The sequence below is a fragment of the Hoyosella levis genome (assembly GCF_026008515.1).
GTDB lineage: Bacteria > Actinomycetota > Actinomycetes > Mycobacteriales > Mycobacteriaceae > Lolliginicoccus > Lolliginicoccus levis.
Genome location: NZ_BQYM01000022.1, coordinates 1 through 9,566, shown reverse-complemented (window position 1 = coordinate 9,566; position 9,566 = coordinate 1). Strand labels below are relative to the sequence as shown.

General features: G+C 64.9%; 10 protein-coding genes. All 10 read right to left on the bottom strand.

Annotation, left to right across the window (positions count from 1 at the left end; genetic code table 11):
- Positions 1–339 precede the first annotated feature (339 nt).
- The 10 genes from QC765_RS16360 to QC765_RS16315 all read right to left on the bottom strand — a co-directional run bounded on the left by QC765_RS16360 (position 340) and on the right by QC765_RS16315 (position 9,399).
- Positions 340–768 carry an Rv1363c family protein gene (locus tag QC765_RS16360; protein WP_278315504.1) on the bottom strand — a complete coding sequence of 143 codons (429 nt, stop codon included), beginning with the start codon at positions 766–768 and terminating at the stop codon, positions 340–342.
- A 150-nt stretch (positions 769–918) separates the two neighbouring features.
- The gene (locus QC765_RS16355; protein WP_278315503.1) at positions 919–2,199 is read right to left on the bottom strand and encodes an MlaD family protein; all 1,281 of its coding nucleotides are present in this window, start codon (positions 2,197–2,199) and stop codon (positions 919–921) included.
- Entirely contained in the window at positions 2,196–3,182 is a 987-nt protein-coding gene (locus tag QC765_RS16350) for an MCE family protein (protein WP_278315502.1), read from the bottom strand. The genes QC765_RS16355 and QC765_RS16350 overlap by 4 nt, the downstream gene beginning before the upstream one ends.
- A 41-nt stretch (positions 3,183–3,223) precedes the next feature.
- Positions 3,224–4,354, bottom strand: coding sequence for an MCE family protein (locus QC765_RS16345; RefSeq protein WP_278315501.1), 1,131 nt, complete (start codon positions 4,352–4,354; stop codon positions 3,224–3,226).
- The gene (locus QC765_RS16340; RefSeq protein WP_278315500.1) at positions 4,355–5,410 is read right to left on the bottom strand and encodes an MlaD family protein; all 1,056 of its coding nucleotides are present in this window, start codon (positions 5,408–5,410) and stop codon (positions 4,355–4,357) included.
- Positions 5,407–6,429, bottom strand: a complete 1,023-nt coding sequence (locus QC765_RS16335; protein WP_278315499.1) for an MlaD family protein — start codon at positions 6,427–6,429, stop codon at positions 5,407–5,409. Before QC765_RS16335 ends, QC765_RS16340 begins: the two co-directional genes overlap by 4 nt.
- Complete coding sequence (locus tag QC765_RS16330; RefSeq protein WP_278315498.1) at positions 6,426–7,163, bottom strand: MCE family protein; 738 nt, start codon at positions 7,161–7,163, stop codon at positions 6,426–6,428. Before QC765_RS16330 ends, QC765_RS16335 begins: the two co-directional genes overlap by 4 nt.
- On the bottom strand, positions 7,082–7,723 hold the full coding sequence (locus QC765_RS16325; protein ID WP_278315497.1) for an MlaD family protein: 642 nt from the start codon (positions 7,721–7,723) through the stop codon (positions 7,082–7,084). Before QC765_RS16325 ends, QC765_RS16330 begins: the two co-directional genes overlap by 82 nt.
- Entirely contained in the window at positions 7,724–8,587 is an 864-nt protein-coding gene (locus QC765_RS16320) for an ABC transporter permease (protein WP_278315496.1), read from the bottom strand.
- Positions 8,584–9,399 carry an MlaE family ABC transporter permease gene (locus QC765_RS16315; protein ID WP_278315495.1) on the bottom strand — a complete coding sequence of 272 codons (816 nt, stop codon included), beginning with the start codon at positions 9,397–9,399 and terminating at the stop codon, positions 8,584–8,586. Before QC765_RS16315 ends, QC765_RS16320 begins: the two co-directional genes overlap by 4 nt.
- Between the last annotated feature and the right edge of the window lie 167 nt (positions 9,400–9,566).

Sequence of the window (9,566 nt, the reverse complement as noted above, 5' to 3'; positions counted from 1 at the left end):
GGACCAGATATTCGTCGATCCGAATGACTTAGTCAGACCCTCGACCGCGACCTCGACTCCCACGGAACCTCCCAGCTAGGCCACAACACCGAACAGTGTGGGTGGCGTCACTCTAACGCACTACATGCGATGCACGTGACTCAGCACGTTACTGGATAGTGATGAAGCGCATCGCAACAACCCCCAAATTGGGGACAAAGTTCTCGACTCGTCACCTTGACAAACAGCAGGTGAACGAATACGTACGCGTCCGCACCAGTGATGCGGATCGACCATCGTTCCGAACGCCTGGCTGCACCATCAGCAACCAGGCATTCGGGATTATTCAGGCGTGTATTGCTATGCGGGCTCGGCACCGTCGAGGAGCCAGCGGGTATCCTCCCGGGCCAGCGTCATGACCAGTCGGCTCACCGTGACACCCTCCTCCTCGAGCTGGTTGGTGTTGACATCCTGGTCGAGGAAGACAAGTACGGTGGCCGAGTCCTCGCTGATGCTCTCGACCGCGGCATGGGTGACGGTGCCAACCGACTTGGCCTCGAACGCCGCGACCGCGGCCTCGAGCTCAGCAGAGATCATCTCGTACTCCTCCGCGTAGCTGTCGGTCGAGATTGCGCGCACCGATTCCACATTGGCCTTGAGGTCAGCGTGATCGTAGGTGCCGATCAGTACCCCGTACTCGGTGGCCGCGGCTACTGCTTCCTCGCGCAGCGCGTCCTCGCCGTTGCTCGTGGCATCCCAGTAGAGGAAGCCCAGCACCGCTGCGATCACAGCGAAGAGCGCAGCAAGCAGGTAGCCTGCTGCACCTCCCCGCCGCTGGCCTTTGCTGTCCTTGGTCGTTGACCGAGCGTCGTGGTCGGACTGATTAATTTCTGGAGCTCCTTCATCGGGGAGGCGCGACAACGCCTCCATGGCAACTAGCTAGCGCGGCAGCACGCCAGCGTCGCGCAATCCATCGAGCGCGGTCCGGCTCGCCGGTCCGAGGATCAATGGGTCCGACGCGATCGGGGGCCCGGTCTCGAGCCCTGGCGTGGTGTAGCCCACCAGGCCGAGACCATTCGGGCGGGGTGCCGTAGCGGCACCACGCTGGCCACGGTCGGGGCCAGGCGGGCAGTACACGGACCTGTTGGGCTCGCGAACGGTGTTGTCGGCCACGGTACGGCGCGTGGTCTCGTAGTAGCACACGGGTCCCTGCGTCACGACCACGTCGAACCCTGCCACTCCGCCGGGCGCGATGCCCGCTACTTCGCGCACACCAGCCGGGAAGTCGCTAACGAATGCCTGCAGAGCGGACTGGCGGTCACCGAGAACCGGCACGACGTCGCCCCAGCCATCCATCATGCTGTCGAGGCCCGCCTCGTTGCTCGCGATGAGGTCAGCCACCCGACGCATCGAGCCCGGCCCCGTATCGATGAGCCCCTCGAGATCGGGGCGCGCCTCGATGAGCTGGCGGCTCCAGGTGTTGAACGTGGCGAAGGACGAGGGCATCGAGTCCGACGCGTCCGCGATCAGCGCCATGGTCGCGGGGCCCTCGGTGCCCAGCCAGTCCACCGTCTCGCCGTGCTTGTCGAATACATCAGCGAGCTCGCCGACGTTGTCAATGATGTCGCCGATGTCCTCTCCACGCCCGGCAAAAGTATCGCCGAGCATGGTCAGCAGCGCGTCGAGCGACTCCACATCGAGGGTGTCCACGACCTCGTTGACCGATACGAGAACCTCCCGGAAGCTGACGCGCTGCAGGCTCGGATCCACGAGCAGCTCGTCGCCGTTGCTCAGTATCGCCCCCGTCTCGCTGTCCTCCTGGGGCCTCAGCTCGAGGTTGACCAGTCCGGCAACGTTGAGGATCGTCGAGACAGGGGTGACGTTCCTGGGGATCTCGACGCCCGGGTCGAGCTGGAAGTCCACGCGCACGGGCAGGACGACCTCGCCTTCCTCGGTCTGGATCCGACGCACCTCCTCGGGAGCGACCGGCGCGATCTCCTTGATCTTGCCGATCACCACGCCCTGATAAGTGACCACGGTTCCAGGGCCGAGGCCCCGGCCATCGTCGAAGTAGGCAGTGGCCTTGGTGGGGCGATCGCCGAGCCCGATGGTGCCGAGGCTCAGGAACTGCGAGCCGAGCGCGTACCGGGTACCGAACGGGATGATGAACAGCGCCATCGCGATGAACAGCGCGAGCTGGACCTTCGTGCTGCGTCTCATCGTCCGCCTCCAGTCTGGATCGGCTCTCCACCGACCACGAGATTGTTGAGCAGCTCCGGAACATCCGCATCTCCATCAATGCGCAGGTAGTCGCCGGAGCGCGCATCGTCGAGCTTGCCGAGCAGATCCGCGAGCGGGACGATCACCGAGCGGATGTCGGTCCGCTCGAGCGCCTCGAGCAGCTCCGCGAGCTCTGCTGGCAGCGCGAGGAGATCATCCTCCGAAGCTGTCATGACCTGATCGATCTCGCCAGACATCGAGGCGAGGCGCGCGAGGAGATCAGCGATCTCGTCCCACTGGTCGATCAGCTGGTCGAACACCGGCAACGCGGCATCGAGGCTGTTGTCGAAGGTTTCCTGCTCATCCGCGATGCGCGCGGAAGAGTTCGACGCGGCCACCAGGATCCGGTCGATATCCTCCGACCGGGACTCGAGGATCTGCGCTGTATCGCGTAGCGCCGACACGGTGCGGCGGATGTCGTCGCCGCGCCCACCGATGGCGAGCTCCATCTCGTTCGCGATGACCTCCAGGCTTCCCACTCCCCCCTCGCTCAGCACGAGGGCGAGGCTTGCCAGCGCGTTCTCGAGGTCAGGGCCACGGAAGGTCTGGCTCTCGGGAATACGATCCTCGGGCTGGTAGGGAGCCATGGGGGCTTCATCCTCGGGCATGCGCACCCGCAGGTACGGGTTGCCCAGCGTGTTGGGAAGCTCCACGGTAATAGTGGCGTTGCGCGGGAGCTCGACATCAGTGGGGAGGCTGATGCTCGCCACTGCGATCCGCCGCCCGTCGGAGGCCACATCGGTGCTCAGGTCGGTCACCCTGCCGAGCATCTGCTGGCCGAGCCGGACCTCGCTACCGACCATGAGCAGATCGGCGGTCTCGAGCTCTACCTCGAGCGGGTAGACCTCCTTGCCCTGGACGGCGTCGAAGTCGATGTTCTGCATGCCGACCGAGCAGCCTGCCACTGCCATCGTGGTGGGCATGATGAGCAATCCTGCTATCGCGAGCTTTCGGGCCGGTTTGATCATCGTCCTCCCCCTGCGCCGTTGTTCAAGAGCTGTCCGATGTTCAGCGGATCGGAGTAGCTGACTGGAAAGGAGATCGGGTTGGTGAATCCGGCACCGGTGCAGAACGACGCGGGCGCCTGGCCGCAGAGCCGGGCAAGCCCCGGCAACTGCCGCAGGTCCGACGAGATGTTGAGGCGAATGCGCGCCTTCCCGTCGGGCGTGATGACGTTCGATGCGTTCTGGCCTAGCGTCGGAGCGATATCGATAAGCTCCGCGAGCTCGACCTGGCGGCTCGCGAGCACATTGGCGAGCACATCAGTCGATTGCACCATCTGGGTGAAGTCACCACCGCGCTCGGTGACCAGCCTGTCTGCCTCATCGAACATGGTCCTGATCTGGGAGATCATGTTCCCGAGATCAACGTCCTGGCGGCCTGCCTCGGCCGCGAGCACGGTGAGCGATGTGGTGAACTGACGGATCTCGGCCTCGCGGTCGGAGAGCATCCGTGCGATGCGGCCGAATACCTCGAGCAGCTCGTCGATCTCCTCGGAGCTGCCCGCGAGGGTGCGGGTGGCACCTGCGAACTCGGCGATGGCCCGGTTCGCATCCGGTCCGAGCCCCTCGAAGGCATTGCCCATCTTCTCGACCGTCTCGCGGATGTTGCCGAGCTCCTCCTCGCCCGCGAGCGAGTCCGCGAGGTCCTTGGCCGAGGTCAGCAGCATGTCGTAGTCGATGGGAACGTCGGTGTTCTCCATCGGGATCGTAGACCCCTCCGAGAGATCCCCGTAGCGCTCCTCCCGCGGGGGAAGGACCAGCTCGACATAGCGATCGGCGACCAGTGTGCGGTTGGTGATGAGGGCACTGACGTTGGCCGGGATGGCAACATCGTCCTCGACCTTCATCTCGACGAGCACGCCCTTCGCCGAGGGGGTGATCTCGGAGACCTTGCCGATCTCCACGCCTAGGAGGCGCACCTCGTTGTCGATGTAGAGGCCGGTAGCGACTTCGAACTCGCCGAAGATCGTCTTGCGGTTGTCACGAATGAACATGAACCACACCAGCGCGATGACGAGGACCGCGACCAGCAGGAGAGCCAGCAGCTTGCCGGCCTTCCCGCCTTTGGTCTGCACGCTTGGATCTGCGCTCATTTATCGGCATCCTTCCATCGCGCCAATCAGGCAGAGCAAGTTGTCCGGGAGCGGGCCGGCCGGGAACGTGACGTCCAGCCAGGGCCCGTTGCCGGTGGCATCGGTGAGCGTCCGGAATGCCGGGGCGAGCTCCTGCATGCTGCGGTCGAGTGCATCGGCCTCCGACGCGAGCATGGTGGTGACCTGCTGCACACTGGTCAGCAGGGTGTCGATCTCCCCTGGCTCGTCAGTGAGCAGGCCGGTGACACGGTCCGCAACGGTCTCGAGGTCGGTGATGAGTCCACTGAGCAGCTGTGCCCGCGCGCCCAGGGTTCCGAAGATCACGGCGCCCTGGTCGAAGAGGACCTCGATCGAATCCTGCTGCCCGTCGACGAGGACCGCGAGGTCACGGCCCTGCTCGAGGATCTCGTCGATCTGCTCGCCATTGTCGTTGATGACGGCCGCCGCGTCTCCGAGCGCGTTGAGCGCCTCCTCGGCGAGCTGCCGGTCCGGGATGGACTCGTAGGCGAGATCGGCGAGATCAGAAAGCTGCTGGTAATCGATCGTTTCCCGGTCAGGGTCGTCCGTCCGGGTGGCGTTGTAGGCGCTACGCGCGATCTCGTCGAAGCTGAACGGCACTCCGGACCGCTCGAGCGGGATCCGCCCATCGGCGAGCTCGCCGTCGCCCTTGGGCCGCACGTCGAGGTAGTAGGCACCGAGGATGGTGCGCAGCTTGATCTCGCCCTCCGTGGCCGATCCAAGTTCGATCGACCGGTCGACACGGAAATCAGCGACCACCTCGTCGCCCTCGATCTCCACGGCCTCGACGCGGCCCGCGGGATAGCCCGCGACATAGACGGGGTCGCCGGCCGAGACTCCACCGGAGCTCTCCAGAGCGATCGAGTAGCCCTTGGTGCGCAGGTTGTAGATCGCCGTCGGGAAGAACGCAGCGATCAACAGCACCGCGATGAGGGCGGCCAGCGCGACCGCGCCGATGAGCCCGGGGCGGGTCACGTAGATCTTCGAGATGCCGGAGCCGACGAGTTGCTGGTTGAGGTTCTTGATCCACCGGATCATTGGCACACCTCCGATTGGGTTCCGCCGACCGCGGCGAACGGATCGACTGCGGCGCCGCCAGCGCGGACTGTGAGGTTACACATGTAGATGTTGATCCAGGAGCCGTACTCGCCATAGTGGTTCACGGCCTTCGCGGCGCGTTCCAGGCTGGCGAGCAACTGCACGTACTCGGCATTGTTCGCGCTCCACTCCTGGCTGACCGCGGTTCCTGCCGAGATGCTGCGTTGCAGGTCCGGCATGGTCGTGTCAAGAAGGGTGGCGAGCTTGTCCATCGTGGATCCGCCCTGGTCGAGCACCGCGATGACGTCCTGGTTGCGGCTCGCCATCTTGTCGGTCAGGTTCGCGACGCCCTCGATCGCGGCCGCCACGTCATCGTTGCGGTCGTTGATCATCTTGAGGGCATCCGGCAGCGTTTCGGCGAGCACCTCGATCTCGGCTTGTCGGGCGAGGGTCACATTGGCGACATCAAGCATGCCGCGCAGCATGGCCTCGAACACGTCGGTGTTGCCGTCGAGCGCCTCGATGATCGAGGCCGCGAGCTCATTGAGCCGTGGCGGGTCGATGATCCGGAAGACCGGCCGGAAGCCGTTGAACAGCTCCGTCACATCGGTGGGCGGCTTGCCCTCGGTGAGGAAGCGTCCGCCTGGCTCGAGGTCCGGCGCGCCGCCGGGATCCACGATGCCCATGTACCGCACGCCGAGCATGTCGGCGAACTTCACCTGGGCAGTGGCGGCCTCGGTGAGCTCGATGTGGTCCTCGATGCCGAACTCCACGACCGCGTTGACGCGACCGTCGTCCTGCTGCTCCCAGCTCACGCCACGGACCTTGCCGACGCGCACGCCGGCGAGGGTGACGTCGTCGCCGGGCTTGAGGCTGGTGATGTCGGTGAACTCGGCCTCGTAGCGGTCCTCGCTGCCATCAACGGGCGGGCTGAGCGTCTGCCACACGCTGAACGAGGTGAACAGCACGAGCACCAGGAATAGGGCAAGCCCGATCAGGGCTCCTCTGCTGAGCTTCACTGGACTTCCACCACCGCTCCACGGACGAGGGGCCCGAGCATCAGCGCGGTCGGGGCGCTAGGCGCACCGGTCGTCGCGGAAGCCGGGGTGAATCCCGGAACGGCCCGCATGAGCTCCTGCTCGATCGCGGCGAGCGGATCAAGCTGCTGGACGTTGCCCGAGACGGGAACGAACGGCATGAGGTCCGAGAGCGCGGACCGGTTCGTGGTCCGCGGTGTTGCTGGCCCGCAAGTGGGCGATGACAACCCGGGGTACTGGGGACAATCTGCTGGGGTATAGGGCATTGGTTCCTCGAAAGTTGCCACAAAGGTGACCTTGAGCTTGCCGGCCTGGATCGCGGGGCCAAGGCCTCCGCCGAGCTCGCCGAGGCTATTGAGCACGCCGTCGATGCCCTGGCCCTGGTTGACGGCATTGCCAGTCTTCACGAGGCCGTCGATGACAACGATCGTGTCGTCCTTGATCACGGCGAACAGGGATTCGACATCGCCGGAGAACGCGGCACCGGAGACGAATACGTCTCGCAGGCCCTCTTCGCGGCTGGTGAGGATATCGGCGAGCACTGCTGACTGGTCAAGGGTGTCGACGACGTCGGGCAGGGCCCCGTCGACGTTCTCCGCGACGCGGCGCAGGTCCGGGATGACATTTCCGTCGATCATGGGCTGGAAGGACTCGAGCAGATCGCCACCCTGGACGATGAGGTTGCCGATGTGCTCGCCCGGCTCATCGACAACCACCCCGGCTCCTGGGGCAGCTCGCGCAAGCCCTGGATGGACTTGTCGATATTGAGCTCGTACACCGCCCGCATGACCTTCTCGTAGACGTTGTAGAGCTGCTGTGCCTCTTCGCCGGTATCGAGGGCGATGGTCTCGCCCGGCTCGAGGGTCGACGTCGAGCGTCCATCGGCGGCTTGCTGGTACGGCGCCACGAGATGTAGCTCGTTGTCGCCGAAGATGGTGCGCGGGACGACGCGAACGAGGGTGTCGTCGGGCATGTTGCGCAGGACATCCTCGTCGATCTGCATCTCCACGAGGGAGTAGGTCTCGCCCTGGTCGTTGGTCAGGCCGGTCTCGAGCTTGGACATGCGGCCGACGATGACGCCCTCGAAGCGCACCGCGTTGTTGGAGCCGAGCAGGAGGCCCGGCTCGTTGTTGGTTCCATCGGCGCCCACCACCACGGCGGGTACCTCGACGTAGATCTTGGGCGATCGGTCAAGCGCCCCGGCACCGCGAGCGATCATCAATCCTGAAACGACAAGGATGAGGACGCCAATGATCAATCCACGAATCGACTTCATCTATTCAAGCCCCATTCCCGGAATCGTTGGTGTCAGGCCGTAGAGGCCGAAGATCAGCACCATGGCGGCGAGCGCGATCGTCAGGATCGTGGTGCGGACCGCTGTTCCAGCCGCGCGCCCCACGCCTTCGGGGCCGCCACCGGCGTTGTAGCCGTAGGAGCAGCAGATCACGGCGATGATGATCGAGAAGATCACCGTCATCAGCACCGAGTACGCGAAGAACTCCGGGGTGATGGATTGCCGGAAGTAGTAGTCATACGTTCCCGATGACTCCCCCAGCATGTTCACGATGACCAGCCGCGACGCGAGGTAGGCGCCGAGCAGTCCAACCATGTACACGGGCGCGATGATGACCAGCATCGCCACCATGCGCACCGAGGCGAGGAACGGGATGGAGGGCACGCCGAGCACGTCGAGCGCGTCGATCTCCTCGGAGACCCGCATCGAGCCGAGCTGGGCGGTGAAGCCCGTTCCGACCTTGGCCGCGATAGCGAGCGATGCGATCAGCGGGGCGAGCGCCTGCGTGTTGGCGATCGAGCCGGCGAGGCCAGACAGCGCGGTGAAGCCGAGCAGGCCGAGCGCGCGGTGGATCTCGATCGAGACCATCACGGCCGCAACAATGGCCATGCCCGCCACCACGCCGATGGTGCCACCGCCCGAGAGCAGCGAGGCCTTGCCGAAACTGATGTTGCCGATCTCGGTGACAACGTGCTTGCGGTACCTGGTGAGCACCAGTGGGATGCCGGCGAACATCTTCACGCCGAACATGACGTGGCCATCGATGGCCTCGAGCGAGTTCTTCAACCGGCCAACCGTCCCCTTGGACAGCTGCTTCAGCCGCACTCCTGCGTCTGTCGTCGTCATATGTACTCTCCAACCGCTGGGACGACCACGATGTACATCTGGGTGAGGACCACGTTGACCACGAACACAGCGATGAACATCATCACCACGGCCTCGTTCACCGAGTTGGCCACGCCCGAGGAGCCGCCCCTGGTCTGCGTTCCCTTGTACGCGGCGATGATCGAGCAGGCCACGCCGAAGCAGAACGACTTGAACAGCGCCATGACGAAGTCAGTGGTACGGCCGTAGGCCTGCAGCGTGAGCAGGAATCCTCCCTGGGATTCACCAACGCCGACCACTTGGTAGGCATAGGTGAACAAGATCCCGGAGAACGACACGATCGCGCACATCGACAGGGCCACGAACACGAGGGCGAACACGCGCGGCACGACGACGCGCTCGACGACGTCCATGCTCATGACCTGCATCGCGTCGATCTCCTCGCGAATGGTGCGAGCACCGAGGTCCGACACGATGGCAGCGCCACCGACGCCCGCCACGATCAACGCGGTCACCAGAGCGGCTGCCTGCCCGATGATGACGAAGGACACCACCGCTCCCGAGTACTGGGCAGCACCAATGCGACCAGCGAGGCCACCCATCATCACGGCGATGACCACACCGATCGGCAGCATCAGCAGCAGCGATGGCCAGAAGCAGACACGCACGAGAAACACGGTCTGGCCGACGAACTCCGCGAGCGGGAACCTGCCGCGCAGGATCGCGGCCAGGCCCGTGAGAAAGGTCTGCGCGGCAAATGTCACGAGACCGCCGATCTCGTTGACCGCGTCCGCGATCAGTCCCTTCTTGTTAGAGACAACTTGAACCGTCAAGACTGATCCTCAATTCGACTTTCCGGGGCGCTGGTGGCGCGCGTCATTGGTTGCTCCCCGCACGCTCCGCCGCCTCACGCTCCGACGCCCCATGCTCCGACGCCTCGTGCTCCTCGAGCTCCTTGCGGATCGCCCGCTGCGCCTGCGGCGGCAGCTCATCGACGATC